Here is a 13955-nt window from a genome sequence, read left to right on the forward strand (position 1 = left end):
GTCGACGACGAAGGACGGGGACGCATGACGATGTCCACAGGGTTCCCCTGGCTCACGGTCCTCATCGTGTGGCCGCTGGTGGCCGCGGCCGCGACGGCCCTCACGGGGGTGGGCAGGGGCCGACCGGCCGCAGGCCCGGTCACCGGGGGCCGGTTCGGGGCCGGTGCCGCCCGCACGGTCGCGCTGGTCGGCGCGCTGGTGGAGGTCCTCCTGCTGGTCGGGGCCTTCGCGGCCTTCGACACCGGCGACGCGGGGACCCATCAGCTCACCGAGACGTACTCCTGGATCCCGCCGATCGGCGCCAGCTACGCCGTCGGCGTCGACGGCGTGGGCCTGCTGCTGGTGGCGCTCTCGGTGGCCCTCGTGCCGCTGGTGATCCTCGCGGCCTGGCGCGAGCAGGGCGGCGACCACGTGCGGCTGCGCCGCTACCTCGCGACCGTGCTGCTGCTCGAGGCGTTCATGGTGACGGTCTTCGTGGCGCGCGACGTGTTCCTTTTCTACGTGGTGTTCGAGGCCATGCTGATCCCCGCCTACTTCCTCATCGGCGGGTTCGGGCAGGGGCCGCAGCGCCGGTACGCGGCGGTGAAGTTCCTGCTGTTCTCGCTGGCCGGCGGCCTGGTCATGCTGGTGGGCGTCATCGCGCTCTACCTGCAGGTGCCGGCCGCGGACCGCGGGCCGCAGACCTTCCTCACCGACAACCTCACGGGGCTGACGCTCGACCCGACGGCCGAGAAGCTCATGTTCTGCGCCTTCTTCCTCGCGTTCGCGATCAAGGCGCCGATGTTCCCCGTGCACTCGTGGCTGCCCGACGTCACGCAGCACGCGACGGCCGGTACCTCGACGCTCCTCATCTGCGTGCTCGACAAGGTCGGCACCTTCGGGATGCTCACCCTGTGCCTGCCGCTGTTCCCCGAGGCGAGCCGCTGGGCGGCGCCGTTCGTCATCGTGCTCGCGGTGATCTCGATCCTGTACGGCGCGATCCTCGCGATCGGCCAGAGCGACCTGCTGCGCCTCATCGGCTACACGTCGGTGTCCCACTTCGGATTCATCATCCTGGGCATCTTCACGTTCACCTCGCTGGGCACCGCGGGCTCCGGCCTGATGATGCTCAACCACGGCATCTCCACCGGGGCGCTGTTCCTCGTCGCCGGGTTCGCGATCGCGCGGCACCCGCGCCAGAGCCAGCTCATCGGAGACTACGGCGGCCTGCGCAAGGTGGCGCCGGTCCTGGGCGGCACGTTCCTCGTGGCAGGACTCTCCGCGGCCGCGCTGCCCGGCCTCGCGACGTTCGTCTCCGAGATCATGGTGTTCCTCGGGTCGTACGCCCGCTGGCCCGCCGCGGTGATCGTCGCCGTGCCCGCCGTCGTCCTCGCCGCCGTGTACGTGCTGCTCACCTACCAGCGCATGTTCACGGGGGAGACGACGCCGGAGCTCGCGTCCGCGCGCGACCTCGACGGCCGTGAGAAGACCGTGGCCGGAGTGCTCGTCGGCGCGCTGCTCGTGCTCGGCCTCGTGCCCGGTCCGCTGCTCGACTACGTGCGCGCGCCCGGGGAGGTCGCCGTCGAGCAGGTCGGTGAGACGGACCCGCCGCCCGTGATCCAGTCGTCGGCCGAGCCCGTCACCGGTGCCGGGGCCGTGCCCACCGAGGGGAGCCTGCTGTGAACGACTTCGTCGCACCGCTCATCGACTGGGCGGCCGTCTCGCCGGTGCTGATCGTGCTGGCGGCGGGAGTGCTCGGCGTGCTGCTGGAGGCGTTCGTGCCCGCGAGGGCGCGCCGCACGACGCAGCTCACGCTCACCCTGGCGGCGCTCGCGGGCTCGCTCGTGGCGGTCGGGCTGCTGTGGGACCGGGTGCAGGAGAACGCGCTCTCCGTGGTCGGCGGGTCGTACCTGCTGACGCCGTTCGGCCTGGGCGTGCAGGCCGTGATCGGCGTGTGCGCGCTGCTGGGCGTGCTCGTCGTCGCGGAGCGCACCACGACCGGCCAGGACGCGTTCGCGCCGGCCGCGGCCGCCGTGCCGGGCACCGCGTACGAGGACGAGACGCGCCGCGCGGGCCTGCAGCAGACCGAGATCTACCCGCTCCTGCTGTTCTCGACCGGCGGCATGCTGCTGTTCCCGGCCACCGACGACCTCATCGTCATGTTCGTCGCGCTCGAGGTGCTGTCGCTGCCGCTGTACGTGCTCTGCGCGACGGCGCGCCGCCGCCGGCTGCTCAGCCAGGAGGCCGCGTTCAAGTACTTCGTGCTGGGCGCCTTCGCGTCCGCGCTGTTCGTCTTCGGCATCGCGCTCGTCTACGGCTTCGCCGGCACCGTGCGGCTGCAGGGCGTGGTCCAGGTGCTCGCGGACCCGTCCGTCTCGCCGCTGGGGTCGATGCCGGCCCTGGTGGTGGTCGGGCTGCTGCTGGTGCTCAGCGGGCTGCTGTTCAAGATCGGCGCCGCGCCGCTGCACGCGTGGACCCCGGACGTGTACCAGGGCGCCCCGACGCCGATCACCGGGTTCATGGCGGCGTGCACCAAGGCCGCCGCGATGGGCGCGCTGGTGCGCGTGCTGTTCACCCTCGCGAACGGCCTGGACCCCGCGACCAGGCACGACGTCGAGGTGGCGCTCTGGGCGGTCGCCATCCTCACGATGCTGATCGGCACCGTCGTCGGCGCCGTGCAGACCGACGTCAAGCGCCTGCTCGCGTACTCCGCGATCGCCCACGCCGGCTTCCTCCTGGTCGGGGTCGTCGGCATGGACGAGGCGGGCTCGCGGGCCGTGCTCTTCTACCTCCTCGCCTACGGGCTCGCGTCCGTCGGCGCGTTCGCGGTCGTGACGCTGGTGCGCGAGCGCACGGTGTCGGGCGACGACACCGGTGACAGGGCGGTCGGGACGGTCCCCGACGACGGCGTGGTGCTGGGCGAGGCCACGCGGCTCGCGCAGTGGGCGGGCCTGGGCCGCAAGGCCCCGTGGCTCACCGCGGCGTTCTCGCTGTTCCTCCTGTCGATGGCGGGGATCCCGCTCACGGCCGGGTTCGTGGCGAAGTTCGGCGTGTTCTCGGCCGCCGTCGAGGCGGGGGCGTGGCCCCTCGCGCTGCTCGGCGTGCTCGCGTCCGCCGTCTCCGTGTTCTTCTACGTCCGCGTCATCGTGCTCATGGTCCTCACCCCGCCGCCCGGTGGGGAGCACGGCACGGCGTCGTCGGGGACGACGGAGAGCGACCAGCAGGGCGGAGGCAGCGGCGGCGGCACCGCCACGGTGACGGGTGCCGCGACCCGCACGCTCGTCTCGCGGACGGTCGTGACGGTGGTCGGCTCGCGCGGCCCCGCGGCGTTCGCGATCGCGGTGTGCGCGGTGGGCGTGCTGCTCCTCGGCATCCTCCCGGCGGGCGCGCTGGACCTGGTCGGCCAGGCGGCGCAGTTCCGTCCCTGACGGCCCGACGCTCGTGCCGGGGTGTCCGACCTGACGCGGCCGAGTGCCGTCTCGGTGCGGTGTTCGGCGCCCCGGCCGGATAGGTTCGGACAGTGACTCGCGCTCCTTCCACCTCGGCCCCCCGGCCCGGGCCCACGCCGCCCCCGGCGCCGCCGGCGATCCCGCTGTCCGACCCGGCGCTCGCCGACCGGCTCGCCGAGCGCATGACGCGGGTGGACGCGGCGCTCGACGACGCCGTGGCCTCGGCGGACGCGCTGGCCGACGACGCGTCGCGGCACCTCGTCGCGGCCGGAGGCAAGCGGTTCCGCCCGCTGCTCACGCTGCTCGCGGGCGAGCTGGGCGACGGGTCGCGCCCGGAGCTCGTGGACGCGGCCGTCGTCGTGGAGCTCACGCAGGTCGCGTCGTTGTACCACGACGACGTCATGGACTCCGCGCCGCTGCGCCGCGGGGCGCCCGCGGCGCACACGGTGTGGGGCAACTCGGTCGCGATCCTGGTGGGCGACCTCCTGTTCGCCCGGGCGTCCGCGCTCGTCGCGGGCCTCGGCCCGGAGGCGGTGGTGCTGCAGTCGCGCACGTTCGAGCGCATGTGCCTCGGCCAGCTGCACGAGACGATGGGGCCGGGGGCCGACGACGACCCGGTGGAGCACTACCTGCAGGTGCTCAGCGACAAGACGGCGTCGCTGCTGGCGACGTCGGCGCGCCTCGGCGCGATGTTCGGCGGCTGCGAGCCCGCCGTCGTCGAGGCCGTGGCGGCGTACGGCGAGAAGGTGGGCGTCGCGTTCCAGCTCGCCGACGACGTGCTCGACATCGCGTCGTCCGGCGACGAGTCCGGCAAGACGCCCGGCACCGACCTGCGCGAGCACGTGCCGACGATGCCGGTGCTGCTGCTGCGCCAACGGGTCGCGCGGGGCGAGGGCTCCGCGGCGGACGCGGCGCTCGTCGCCCGGCTCGACGGCGACCTCGACGGCGACGACGCGCTCGCCGCCGTCGTCGCGGAGCTGCGGGCGCACGACGTGCTCGCCGAGACCCGCTCGCTCGCCGGCCGGTGGGCGCGCGAGGCCGCCGCGGAGCTGGCGCCGCTGCCCGACGGCTCGGTGAAGGAGGCGCTCGCCGACCTCGCCCAGGCGCTGGCCGACCGGACGGCGTGACCAGCTCGGCGATCGGGCCGAGCGACCGGGTGCCGACGGGCTAGGCGGCGGCCAGCCGCGCGAACGACACCGCGAGCGCCGCGCCGGCGAGCAGGTACGGGCCGAAGGCCAGCGCCGTCCCGCGCGACGCCCGCCGGGTGACCATGAGGACGAGCGCCACGCACCCGCCGAGCAGGATCGGGAGCACCGCCGCGGCGACGAGCGCCGGCCAGCCGTACCAGGAGGTGACGAGGCCGAGGAGCACGGCGAGCTTGGCGTCGCCGCGCCCCATCCCCGCGCGGTGGACGAGGTGCAGCAGCAGGTACGCCCCGCCGAGCAGGAGGCCGCCGAGGAGCGCCCGCAGCGCCGCGTCCCACGTCCCGCCGGCGAGCGCCGCGAGGGCGAGCAGCCCGGCGACGACCGCCGTCGCCGGGTAGGTGAGCGCGTCCGGCAGCCGGTGCGTGCGGGCGTCGACCACCCAGAGCGCGGCCCCGGCCACGGCGGCCACGACGAGCGCCGGGGTCGCCCAGCCGGGCCCGCTCGCCCACACCGCCCAGGCCGCCCCGAGGACGGCTCCCCACGTCACCGCGCGGCGATGGGGCGCGACCTCGGCACGGGCACGGTGGAGGATCGGGGGCACCCGCGGATGCTATGCGCCGGCGTCGGGGCGCGGGGGGCGCCGTCCACAGCCCGTGGCGGCCGGCTCAGCCCGGGAGCGCCACGGCGTCGGCCGCGAGGACGAGCTGCGCGACGCACACCACCGCCACGGCCAGGCTCAGCAGGAACGGCGCGCGGCTGTGCGGCCGCACCACCCCCACGGTCCCGGCGAGGGCGGCGAGCACGACCGCGCCGCCGGCGAGCGTCGCCGACGCCGCGGAGGGCGGGCCCGGCGGGCCGAGGAGGATCACCACGCTGCCCGCCGCGAGGACCACGGGTGCCAGCACGCTCGTGCCCCGGCGGCCCAGGCGGTGGGGCAGGCCCCGCACCCCGGTGGCGGCGTCGTCCTCGAGGTCGGGCAGCACGTTGGCGAGGTGGGCGCCGACGCCGAGCAGCGCGGCCGCGCCGACCGTCCAGCCGGCGACGACCCGGCCGTCGCCCGCGGCGGCCACGACGAACGCGGGCAGCAGCCCGAAGCTCACGGCGTAGGGCAGCCACGACAGCGGCGTCGACTTGAGCCGCGCGTTGTACGACCAGGCGCTGCCGACCGCGGCGACGTGCAGCAGCCCCGGCACGAGCCCCGTCGCGAAGGACAGGACGACGCACCCGGCCAGGGCGACGAACGCGGCCGTCCGGAGGGTGCGGGGCGCCACGGCGCCCGTCACCGTCGGCTTGTCCGCGCGCCCGACGCGACGGTCGCGCGCGGCGTCGAGCCAGTCGTTGCTCCACCCCACCGACAGCTGGCCGGCGGCCACGGCCGCCGTGACGAGCAGGGCACGGCCCGCGGTGAGGCCGACGCCGACGGCGAACACCAGGGCCAGCCCCGTGACCACCGCCGCGGGGGCCGGGTGCGTGGAGAGCAGCAGCCCGCGCGCCCGCGCCGCGGCCGTGACCCGCGCCGTCCCCGTCGTGTCGCCGCCCACGGGGGCAACCTACGCCGCGGGGCCCGATCCCGCCGGGCCCCTTCGCAAGCGCCTCGCCAGGCCCCGTCGCGGCGGGAACGACCGGCCCCCGCGCGGGGGAACGGCGGCGGTGCCACGATGCGAAGCATGTCGCGCGTCCTCGCCGTCGCCCCCGTCCTGCCCGGTCCGGCGCACCCGCAGGAGCGGATCGCCGAGATGGTCGCCCCGCTGCTGGCAGACGCAGGGCCGCGCCGCGAGCTGGCCCGCCGCCTGCACGCCGCCGCCGGGGTGCGCACCCGGCACCTCGCGCTCCCGCTCGCCGAGTACGAGCGGCCGTTCGGGTTCGCGGACGCCAACGCCGTGTTCGCCCGCGAGGGGTCGGCGCTGGCCGAGCGGGCGTGCCGGGAGGCGCTCGCGGCCGCGGGCGTGGACCCGGGCGACGTCGACCTGCTGTTCTTCACGTCGGTGACGGGCGTGGGGGCGCCGTCGGTCGACGCCGGGCTGGTGGGCCGCCTGGGCCTGCGGCCCGACGTCCGCCGGGTGCCGTCCTTCGGGCTCGGCTGCGCGGGCGGCGCGGCCGGGCTGGCGCACCTGCACGAGTACCTCGCGGGGCACCCGGACCAGGTGGCGCTGCTGGTCTCCGTCGAGCTGTGCTCGCTCACGCTGCAGCGGGACGACGGCTCGACCGCGAACCTGCTCTCGTCCGGCCTCTTCGGGGACGGGGCGAGCGCCGTGGTCGTCGCGGGCGAGGACGTCGAGCCGCGCGGCCCCCGCTCCGGGCCGCGGGTCGTGGACGCCCGCGGCCGGCTCTACCCCGGCACCGAGCGGCACCTGGGGTGGGAGGTCCGGGACACCGGGTTCGGCATCGTGCTGTCGGCGGAGCTCCCGCAGCTGCTGCGGGCGCACCTCGCGGGGGACGTCAAGGACCTGCTGGCCGCGCACGGCCTGGAGCCGGGCGACGTCGGCACCTGGGTGGTGCACGCGGGCGGGCCGAAGATCGTCGACGCCGTGCGCGACGCCCTCGGCCTGCCCGAGGAGGCGGTGGCCCGCACCCGCGCGACCCTGGCGGCCGAGGGCAACCTGTCGTCGTCGTCCGTGCTCCACGTGCTCGCGGCGACCCTCGACGACGGCGCGCCGCCGCCGGGCGGGTGGGCGGTGCTCATGGCGTTCGGGCCCGGCGTCGCGGTCGAGCTGGTGCTGCTGCGGGCACCCGCGGCGGGGGCGGCATGAGCGCGGCGCTCTACGCCGCCCTCGTGCTCGCGACCGGCCTGGAGCGGCTGGCCGAGCTCGTCGTCTCGGCGCGCCACGCGCGCTGGTCGTTCGCGCGCGGGGGTGTCGAGTCCGGCCGCGGGCACTTCCCGGCGATGGTCGCGCTGCACACGGGCCTGCTCGTGGCGTGCGTGGTGGAGGTCCTCGTCGCCGACCGGCCCTTCCTGCCGTGGCTGGGGTGGCCCATGCTCGCGCTCGTCCTCGCGAGCCAGGGCCTGCGCTGGTGGTGCATCGCGACGCTGGGGGAGCGGTGGAACACCCGCGTGATCGTGGTGCCCGGGCTGCCGCTGGTGCGCCGCGGCCCCTACCGCTGGCTGGCGCACCCCAACTACGTGGCCGTGGTGGTCGAGGGCGTCGCGCTGCCGCTGGTGCACACGGCGTGGGTGACGGCGCTGGCGTTCACCGTCCTGAACGCCTGGTTGCTGCTCGGGTTCCGCATCCCCGCCGAGGAGCGCGCGCTGCGGGCTGCCGAGGTCGGCTGATGCCCGGCCGCCCGCCCGACCCTGCTGTCGACGGCGTCGACGGCGTCGACGTCGAGACGGACGTGCTCGTGGTCGGCGGCGGCCCCGTCGGCCTCGCCGCGGCGATCGAGGCGCGGCGGGCCGGGCTGGGCGTCGTGGTGCTGGAGCCCCGGACGGCGCCGGTCGACAAGGCGTGCGGCGAGGGGCTGATGCCCGGCACGCTCGCCGCCGTGCGCCGTCTCGGGGTCGACCCGCAGGGCTGGCCGCTGCGCGGCATCTCCTACCGCCAGGACGGGGTGGTCGCCGACCACCGGTTCGCGGGCGGGCCCGGCCGGGGTGTGCGCCGGACCGCGCTGCACGCCGCGCTGCACGCGGCCGCGCTCGACGCCGGCGCCGCCGTGCTGCCCCGGCGGGCCGGGACGGTGGCGCAGGGCGCCGGCGGGGTCGAGGCCGCGGGGGTCCGCGGCCGCTGGCTGCTCGCCTGCGACGGGCTGCACTCGCGCGTGCGGCGGGAGGTGGGGCTCGACCTGCGCGACGTCGGCCCCCGCGAGGGTGTCCTCCGCGGCGTCGTGCGCCGGCGCGTCGGCCGCGACCGCCGGCGGCGGTTCGGGCTCCGCCGGCACTTCCGGGTGCCGCCGTGGACGGACCTCGTGGAGGTGCACTGGGCCCCGCGGGTCGAGGCCTACGTCACGCCCGTGGCGCCGGACCTCGTGGGCGTGGCCGTGCTCGGCCCGGCGGGCGCGGACCTCGACGCCGCGCTCGCGACCCTGCCGGAGCTCGCCGACCGGCTGGCGGGCGCCGAGCCGGAGGGTCCGGTGCGGGGCGCCGGGCCGATGCTCGTGCGCAGCCGGGCGCGGACCGCCGGGCGGGTGCGGCTGGTCGGGGACGCGTCCGGGTACGTGGACGCGCTGACGGGCGAGGGGCTGCGGGTCGGGTTCGCGCAGGCGCGCGCCGCCGTCGCGCACCTCGACGACCCGGCCGGGTACGAGCGGGCGTGGTCCCGGGCCACCCGGGACGTGCGATGGCTCACGACCGGGCTCGTGGCGGCGGCGACGTCGCCCCTCCGCCGCGGTGTGGTGCCGGCGGCCGCCCGCGCTCCGGCGCTGTACGGCGCGGTGGTCGAACGGCTGGCCCGTTGACGAAAGCCCGAGGCAACTGTGACCGATCTGCAAGACAACCCGTTCACATGGCGGGACGGTTGTGGCACCCTGGGTAAGGCTGGACCCTGACAGGTGAGGTAAGCCTCACCCGATCGCAGGAGAATCCTCCTAGAATCGAACGCCACGCATACCCGATCCGGAAGGCGTATCCCGCAGTGAGCAGCATCCGACCTCTGCGCGTCGCGATCGTCGGCGCAGGCCCCGCCGGCATCTACGCCGCGGACATCCTGTCGAAGACCGACCTCGACGTGAGCATCGACCTCTTCGAACGCCTGCCCGCCCCGTTCGGCCTCGTGCGGTACGGCGTCGCCCCGGACCACCCGCGCATCAAGCAGATCATCACCGCCCTGCACCGCGTGCTGAGCCGCGGCGACGTCCGCCTGCTGGGCAACGTGGACTACGGCGTCGACCTCAAGCTGGACGACCTGCGCCAGTTCTACGATGCCGTGATCTTCTCCACGGGCGCGATCAAGGACCACGAGCTGCCGGTGCCGGGCATCGACCTCGACGGCTCGTACGGCGCCGCGGACTTCGTGTCCTGGTACGACGGCCACCCCGACGTGCCGCGCACCTGGCCGCTCGAGGCCAAGGAGGTCGCCGTGCTCGGTGCCGGCAACGTCGCCCTCGACGTCGCGCGCATCCTTGCCAAGCACGCGGACGACCTGCTGCCCACCGAGATCCCGGCCAACGTCTACGACATCCTCAAGTCGTCGCCGGTGACGGACGTGCACGTCTTCGCCCGCCGCGGCCCGGCGCAGGTGAAGTTCTCGCCGCTGGAGCTGCGCGAGCTCGGCCACGTGCCGGACGTCGACATCGTCGTCTACCCCGAGGACTACGACTTCGACGAGGGCTCGATGGCCGCCGTCGAGTCGTCCAACCAGACCAAGCAGGTCGTCAAGACGCTCACGGACTGGACCCTCGTCGACCCGTCGACGCAGAAGGCCTCCCGCCGCCTGCACCTGCACTTCCTGCACGCCCCCGCCGAGATCCTCGGCGAGGACGGCAAGGTCGTCGGGCTGCGCACCGAGCGCACCGCGCTGCAGGGCGACGGCACGGTCAAGGGCACGGGCGAGCACCACGACTGGCCGGTCCAGGCCGTCTACCGCGCGGTCGGCTACTTCGGCTCGCCGCTGCCGGAGATCCCCTTCGACGAGCTCAAGGGCGTCATCTCCAACCGCGAGGGCCGCGTCGTCGACCTCGACGGCGACCACCTGCCCGGCGTGTACGCCACCGGCTGGATCAAGCGCGGGCCGGTCGGCCTCATCGGCCACACCAAGTCCGACGCGTCCGAGACGATCCGCCACCTCGTGGAGGACGTCACGGGCGTGGGCGACGGCGGCGACGTCGCGACGGGCGACGTCACCGGCGGACGCACCGCCACCCAGGCGGACCCGCAGGCCGTGCTGGACTTCCTCGCCGACCGCGGCGTGGACGTCGTCGAGTGGGACGACTTCGTCCTGCTCGACGAGCACGAGAAGTCGCTGGGCGAGCCGCACGGCCGCGAGCGCATCAAGGTCGTGCCGCGCGACGAGATGCTCGACATCGCGAAGCGTCGCGCGTCCTCCTGACGCCGAGGTGGTACCGGGCCCCGCGAGCTACCTCGCGGGGTCCTGTGCTACCTCGGCGGGGTGGCGGGAACCGCCCGGCCCCTCGGCGCGTTCACCCCGTGGGATCCTGCCGGCGCGCCGGCGCGGGCAGGGCGCACGGAAGGAGACGGCAGGACACATGGGCCACCAGCACTTCAACGGTCTCAAGACGGCGGCGCTCTTCGGCGTCATGTGGGCCGTGGTCCTCGGCCTGTGGGCCCTGTTCTTCCGCGGCAGCGCGGGCATGCTCGTCGTCTTCGTGGGGATCGGCCTCGTCACGACGTTCGTCGGCTACTGGAACTCCGACAAGATCGCGATCCGGGCGATGCACGCCTACCCGGTGACGGAGCTCGAGGCGCCGGAGATGTACCGCATCGTGCGGGAGCTCTCGACGGAGGCCCGCCAGCCCATGCCGCGCCTGTTCATCTCGCCCACGCAGGCCCCGAACGCGTTCGCGACGGGGCGCAACCCCAAGAACGCGGCGGTGTGCTGCACCGAGGGCATCCTGCGGCTGCTCGACGAGCGGGAGCTGCGCGGCGTGCTCGGGCACGAGCTGATGCACGTGTACAACCGCGACATCCTCACGTCGTCGGTGGCGTCCGCGATGGCCGGCGTCATCACCTCGCTGGCCCAGTTCCTGCTGATCTTCGGCGGCGGCGACCGGCGCGAGGGCGGCAACCCGCTCGCGGCCCTGGCGATGGCGATCCTCGCGCCGTTCGCGGCGATGATGATCCAGATGGCGATCTCCCGGACGCGGGAGTACGACGCGGACGAGGACGGCGCCAAGCTCACGGGCGACCCGATGGCCCTGGCGTCGGCGCTGCGCAAGCTGGAGTCCGGCACGGCGAAGGCGCCCCTGCCGCAGACCCGCGAGCTGCAGAACGTCTCCCACCTCATGCTGGCCAACCCGTTCCGCGGCGCGGGCATGGCGAAGATGTTCTCCACGCACCCGCCGATGGCGGACCGCATCGCCCGCCTGGAGAAGATGGCCGGCGGCACGGGCTTCGGCCCGGGCGGAATCACCCGCTACTGACGGCCCGTGGGGCCGCGCTCGGGGAGCGTGGCCGACGCCGGTCTGCCAGGCTGACCTGCGATGACCTCAGCCCCTCCGGGCGGCCGGGACGACGCGGCCGAGCCCGGGCAGCGTGAGCGCCCGCCGTCGCCGCACCCGGACGCCGGTCACGCGCGCCTGCGGCGCTGGCAGGCGGCGACCGAGTGGCCGCTGACCGCGATCTCCCTGGTGTTCCTCGTCGCGTACGCCATCCCGATCGCGCGCCCGGAGGCCTCGCCGGACGTGCGGGCCGCCTGCTCCTTCGTGCTCGCGGTGACCTGGGCGCTCTTCGTGGTGGACTACGTCGTGCGCGCCCGGCTCGCGCCCCGCCCGTGGCGCTACGTCCGCCGGCACCCGCTCGAGCTCGCCGTGGTCGTGCTGCCCGTCCTGCGCCCGCTGCTGCTGGTGTCCGTGGTGGTGCGCCTCAACCGGGTCAACGCCGTGCGGCTGCGCGGCCGGGTGGTGCGGTTCGCCGCGGCGGGCACCGCCCTCCTGGTGATCGTGGGCGCGCTGACGGTGACGCAGGCCGAGCGCGGCGCGCCGGGAGCCAGCATCGTGAACCTCGGCGACGGGTTCTGGTGGGCGATGGTGACCATCACGACCGTGGGCTACGGCGACCTCACGCCGGTGACCCCGGCGGGCCGCGTCATCGCGGTCTGCCTGATGCTCGGCGGCATCGCGCTGCTGGGCGTCGTGACGGCGACGCTCTCGTCGTGGCTGGTGGAGCGGGTCACCGACACGTCGTCGCCGGACGACCGCCTGGGCACGGCGCGCGGACCGGCGGGGGAGGCGCCCGTCGGCCTGGTCAGCCAGGCGCAGGTGGCCCTGCTCGTCGCGGAGGTGCAGGAGCTGCGCGCCCAGCTCGTCGCCGACCGGCAGCGCGCGCAGGCTCAGGGGGAGAGCGGCTCCGGGGAGTAGCCGTCCACGGGCGGGGACACGTCGAGCGCGGCCTCCAGCGCGGCGGCGACGCCGTCGTCGTCGTTGCCCGGCACGACGGCGTCCGCGCAGGTGAGCACGTCGGGGTGCGCGTTGGCGACGGCGTGCCCGCGGCCTGCCCAGCGCAGCATCGGAAGGTCGTTGGGCATGTCGCCGAAGGCCCACACGTCGCGGGCGTCGACGCCGAGCCGGCGGCACCAACGGGCGAGCGCGACGTCCTTCGTCACGCCGGGCGGCAGCAGCTCGGCCAGCCCGGCGGCGCCGGAGTAGTGCAGCTCGGCGCGACCGTCGACGACGCCGCGCACGCGGTCGAAGAAGGCCTCCTGGGCGTCGTCGCGGACGTCGCCGCGCTGCACGACGCCGAAGCCCTGCGTCGGCGTGCCCGGCCGGACGGCGAGGAGCTTGGCGACGGCGTCGTCCGCGCCGCGCAGCGCGTCCTCGACGGGCACGGCCCGCAGGCCGCGGTCGAGGCCGGGCTCGCCGTCGGGGAACCAGGGGTCGAAGGCCGGACCGTGGACGGTCTCGACGGCGAGGCCCACCCCGGGCACGGCCTCCCGCAGCCCGGCGACGAGCTCCTGCACGACGCCGTCGCCGAAGCCGCAGGCGTCCAGCGCCCGGCCGGACCCCAGGTCCCAGACCGCGGCGCCGCCCAGGGCGATGACCCGGCCGTGGCCGCCGACCAGGTCGGCCAGGTCGGCCAGCCAGCGGGGCGGGCGGGCGGTGACGAAGACGACCTCGACGCCGACGTCCTCCACGGCCCGCAGCGCAGCGCGCGTGCGGGCGGAGACGGTGCCGTCCGAGCGCAGCAGCGTGCCGTCGAGGTCCGTCGCGACGACGCGCGGCAGCCCGCGGCGTGCGCCGCCCGCCCGTGCCGTCACCGGTAGTTGACGAACTGGACCGCGAAGTCCAGGTCCGCGCCCTTGAGGAGCGCGATCACGGCCTGCAGGTCGTCGCGGGACTTGCTCGTCGCGCGCACCTCGTCGCCCGTGATCTGCGTCTTGACGCCCTTGGGGCCCTCCTCGCGGATGAGCTTGGTGACCTTCTTGGCGTTCTCGCCCGCGAGGCCCTCCTTGAGGGAGCCGGCGAGCCGGTAGACCTTGCCGGACGACTGAGGCTCGTTCTCGCCCGTGTCGAGGGCCTTGAGCGAGACGCCGCGCTTGACGAGCTTGGTCTGGAACACGTCGAGGGCGGCGAGCACGCGCTCCGCGGAGTTCGCCTCGAAGACGATGGTGTCCTGACCGCTCCACGCGATGGACGCGCCCACCCCCTTGAAGTCGTACCGCTGGGCGATCTCCTTGGCGGCCTGGTTGAGGGCGTTGTCCACCTCCTGGCGGTCCACCTTGCTGACGATGTCGAACGACGAGTCGGCCACGACTGCTCCTTGGTGCTCTGGTCTTGC

General features: G+C 75.3%; 13 protein-coding genes. 9 read left to right on the forward strand and 4 right to left on the reverse strand.

Features of this window, described 5'->3' with window-relative positions; genetic code table 11:
• Positions 1–30 precede the first annotated feature (30 nt).
• The 3 genes from ACFQ8T_RS19370 to ACFQ8T_RS19380 all read left to right on the forward strand — a co-directional run bounded on the left by ACFQ8T_RS19370 (position 31) and on the right by ACFQ8T_RS19380 (position 4555).
• Complete coding sequence (locus tag ACFQ8T_RS19370) at positions 31–1662, forward strand: NADH-quinone oxidoreductase subunit M (protein WP_430548150.1); 1632 nt, start codon at positions 31–33, stop codon at positions 1660–1662.
• Positions 1659–3407: an NADH-quinone oxidoreductase subunit NuoN gene (gene nuoN / locus ACFQ8T_RS19375; protein ID WP_430548110.1), complete on the forward strand. Its 1749-nt coding sequence runs from the start codon at positions 1659–1661 to the stop codon at positions 3405–3407. Before ACFQ8T_RS19370 ends, nuoN begins: the two co-directional genes overlap by 4 nt.
• Positions 3408–3499: 92 nt before the next feature.
• Positions 3500–4555 (forward strand): polyprenyl synthetase family protein, encoded by a 1056-nt coding sequence (locus tag ACFQ8T_RS19380; RefSeq protein WP_430548111.1) that lies wholly within the window; start codon positions 3500–3502, stop codon positions 4553–4555.
• A 40-nt stretch (positions 4556–4595) separates the two neighbouring features.
• On the opposite strand, the gene ACFQ8T_RS19385 is transcribed toward ACFQ8T_RS19380, so the two are convergent.
• Entirely contained in the window at positions 4596–5174 is a 579-nt protein-coding gene (locus tag ACFQ8T_RS19385; RefSeq protein ID WP_430548112.1) for a prepilin peptidase, read from the reverse strand.
• 64 nt (positions 5175–5238) lie between these two features.
• Positions 5239–6114, reverse strand: a complete 876-nt coding sequence (locus ACFQ8T_RS19390) for a UbiA family prenyltransferase (RefSeq protein ID WP_430548113.1) — start codon at positions 6112–6114, stop codon at positions 5239–5241.
• A gap of 126 nt (positions 6115–6240) precedes the next feature.
• Here ACFQ8T_RS19390 and ACFQ8T_RS19395 point away from each other — a divergent pair, with 126 nt between their 5' ends.
• The 6 genes from ACFQ8T_RS19395 to ACFQ8T_RS19420 all read left to right on the forward strand — a co-directional run bounded on the left by ACFQ8T_RS19395 (position 6241) and on the right by ACFQ8T_RS19420 (position 12538).
• Positions 6241–7323, forward strand: a complete 1083-nt coding sequence (locus ACFQ8T_RS19395) for a type III polyketide synthase (protein WP_430548114.1) — start codon at positions 6241–6243, stop codon at positions 7321–7323.
• On the forward strand, positions 7320–7844 hold the full coding sequence (locus ACFQ8T_RS19400; RefSeq protein WP_429764893.1) for an isoprenylcysteine carboxyl methyltransferase family protein: 525 nt from the start codon (positions 7320–7322) through the stop codon (positions 7842–7844). The genes ACFQ8T_RS19395 and ACFQ8T_RS19400 overlap by 4 nt, the downstream gene beginning before the upstream one ends.
• On the forward strand, positions 7844–8962 hold the full coding sequence (locus ACFQ8T_RS19405; RefSeq protein ID WP_430548115.1) for an NAD(P)/FAD-dependent oxidoreductase: 1119 nt from the start codon (positions 7844–7846) through the stop codon (positions 8960–8962). Before ACFQ8T_RS19400 ends, ACFQ8T_RS19405 begins: the two co-directional genes overlap by 1 nt.
• A gap of 176 nt (positions 8963–9138) precedes the next feature.
• A complete protein-coding gene (locus ACFQ8T_RS19410; RefSeq protein ID WP_430548116.1) occupies positions 9139–10551 on the forward strand; it encodes an FAD-dependent oxidoreductase in 1413 nt (470 codons plus the stop codon).
• Between the two features lie 157 nt (positions 10552–10708).
• The gene (gene htpX / locus ACFQ8T_RS19415) at positions 10709–11602 is read left to right on the forward strand and encodes a zinc metalloprotease HtpX (protein WP_429764854.1); all 894 of its coding nucleotides are present in this window, start codon (positions 10709–10711) and stop codon (positions 11600–11602) included.
• A gap of 60 nt (positions 11603–11662) precedes the next feature.
• Positions 11663–12538 carry a potassium channel family protein gene (locus tag ACFQ8T_RS19420; protein ID WP_430548117.1) on the forward strand — a complete coding sequence of 292 codons (876 nt, stop codon included), beginning with the start codon at positions 11663–11665 and terminating at the stop codon, positions 12536–12538.
• On the opposite strand, the gene ACFQ8T_RS19425 is transcribed toward ACFQ8T_RS19420, so the two are convergent.
• Together ACFQ8T_RS19425 and ACFQ8T_RS19430 are read right to left on the reverse strand one after the other, a co-directional pair.
• On the reverse strand, positions 12511–13434 hold the full coding sequence (locus tag ACFQ8T_RS19425) for an HAD family hydrolase (protein WP_430548118.1): 924 nt from the start codon (positions 13432–13434) through the stop codon (positions 12511–12513). The two genes, ACFQ8T_RS19420 and ACFQ8T_RS19425, sit on opposite strands and share 28 nt — an antisense overlap.
• Positions 13431–13928 (reverse strand): YajQ family cyclic di-GMP-binding protein, encoded by a 498-nt coding sequence (locus tag ACFQ8T_RS19430; RefSeq protein ID WP_429764848.1) that lies wholly within the window; start codon positions 13926–13928, stop codon positions 13431–13433. The genes ACFQ8T_RS19425 and ACFQ8T_RS19430 overlap by 4 nt, the downstream gene beginning before the upstream one ends.
• Positions 13929–13955: the final 27 nt, after the last annotated feature.

The organism is Isoptericola sp. NPDC056618, assembly GCF_042792715.1.
GTDB lineage: Bacteria > Actinomycetota > Actinomycetes > Actinomycetales > Cellulomonadaceae > Isoptericola > Isoptericola nanjingensis.

Excerpts from the sequence above, each read along its gene's own strand:
- ACFQ8T_RS19405 (WP_430548115.1), top strand. The coding sequence starts at position 7,844 with ATGCCCGGCCGCCCGCCCGACCCTGCTGTCGACGGCGTCGACGGCGTC.
- ACFQ8T_RS19395 (WP_430548114.1), top strand. The coding sequence starts at position 6,241 with ATGTCGCGCGTCCTCGCCGTCGCCCCCGTCCTGCCCGGTCCGGCGCAC.
- ACFQ8T_RS19400 (WP_429764893.1), top strand. The coding sequence starts at position 7,320 with ATGAGCGCGGCGCTCTACGCCGCCCTCGTGCTCGCGACCGGCCTGGAG.
- ACFQ8T_RS19370 (WP_430548150.1), top strand. The coding sequence starts at position 31 with ATGTCCACAGGGTTCCCCTGGCTCACGGTCCTCATCGTGTGGCCGCTG.
- htpX (WP_429764854.1), top strand. The coding sequence starts at position 10,709 with ATGGGCCACCAGCACTTCAACGGTCTCAAGACGGCGGCGCTCTTCGGC.
- ACFQ8T_RS19420 (WP_430548117.1), top strand. The coding sequence starts at position 11,663 with ATGACCTCAGCCCCTCCGGGCGGCCGGGACGACGCGGCCGAGCCCGGG.